Below are 837 nucleotides of genomic sequence, written 5' to 3' on the forward strand. Positions count from 1 at the left end.
ATGAAAAACTCAGCTAAAATATAAATAAGCCCGATAGTAAATCCTATAAATGCACCTAAGATACATATTAGAGCTCTTTTTGGCTTTGCTTTTATTTCCGGGATGACTGGCGCATCAATAACCTTAAATACATACTCATCTCTAACATTAGCGAACATGATTGTTTTTGCCTGCTCCTCAATAAGCTTGTATAAGATTGACTTCATATCAGCAACATTAGTCTTTTCGATCTGTTCAATTAAGAAATGAGTGCTTTTATTTGCTTCTAATACATCCCTTTTTTTCATTTCCCTATTTATATCTTCAATCAGCAAAGTAACCCATTTATGGGCAACTGTAGGCGAGATATGCATGATTGATAACGTTAACATACCTGTATCTTTATCGACATTTAGTAACATAGTGTCACGAAAATAATCGTATGCCTCTAAATATGATGGTGTTGTTTTCAAAGGTAATGATACTTCTCTAACCCATTTTTTCGATGATGGGTCATAGATGCTTTCGTCATAAACAACAGAGTTATTCTCTCTATCCCATGACTTTGCAGCCATCAGATCAGGTAGTATTTGATGCCTATTCAAAAACTGCTTAAAGAACTGCCTTGACTGTAAGATTTCTATTGCCAATTGAACTTTATTACTTGTTTGTCCACCTACATTCACACCCGCTAAGCTAGCTAGCCCACCAAGTTGACCAGCTAAAGATGCAAGCCCTCCTCCTTGTTCACCTTCAGCTGGCGCAAGTAAAGCTTCCGATTTATAAATATCAGGTTGTGATAGGGCGAAAGCAACAGATAATATAGAACTAATAACCAATATAATTAGTAACTTATAC

At 35.7% G+C, this 837-nt stretch carries 1 protein-coding gene; it reads right to left on the minus strand.

What is annotated here, in order from left to right; translation table 11 throughout:
• Positions 1-837, minus strand: an 837-nt coding sequence (locus L1D51_RS21550; RefSeq protein WP_239964847.1) for a Wzz/FepE/Etk N-terminal domain-containing protein, incomplete at both ends; no start/stop codon positions are given.

This window comes from Pseudoalteromonas shioyasakiensis (assembly GCF_022398475.1).
In the GTDB taxonomy this organism is placed as follows: Bacteria; Pseudomonadota; Gammaproteobacteria; order Enterobacterales; family Alteromonadaceae; genus Pseudoalteromonas.